The sequence below is a fragment of the Salmonella sp. SAL4457 genome (assembly GCF_046548235.1).
GTDB lineage: Bacteria > Pseudomonadota > Gammaproteobacteria > Enterobacterales > Enterobacteriaceae > Salmonella > Salmonella enterica.
This window is the reverse complement of record NZ_JBGDZO010000074.1, coordinates 1-426: the sequence shown is the minus strand read 5'-3', so window position 1 is coordinate 426 and position 426 is coordinate 1. Positions and strand designations below refer to the sequence as shown.

1 protein-coding gene is annotated in these 426 nt (G+C 69.0%); it reads left to right on the top strand.

What is annotated here, in order from left to right:
* A partial coding sequence (locus ACLJNW_RS23290; RefSeq protein ID WP_410961097.1) for an amino acid permease occupies positions 1–426 on the top strand: 426 nt, incomplete at both ends.

Below are 426 nucleotides of genomic sequence, written 5' to 3'. Positions count from 1 at the left end.
CCCTGGGGTTGATCGGGGTGGCCTGCTGCATGTTCCTCTATGGCGCGGCGATGCGCCGGCAGGTGGAAAACCTCGACCTCGGCGGCGGCCTGCACCTGCTGGAGACGCCGATGGCGATCCCGCGATTCGCCGAGCAGGTGATGGGACCGTTCGGACGCATCTGGCTGGGCGTGGGCCTGCTGTTCGCCGGGGCCGCCACCATCAACACCCTGATGGCCGGCCTGCCGCGGAATCTCTACGGGATGGCGCTGGATGGCGCCTTGCCGAAGGCCTTCACCTACCTGCACCCGCGCTTCAAGACACCGTTGCTGTGCATCGCCGTGGCAGCGGCGATTCCCTGCCTGCACGCCTGGTGGCTGGGCGGCGACAGCGAAGGGATCATCCACCTGGTCCTGGCTGCGGTCTGCGCCTGGGGCACCGCCTACC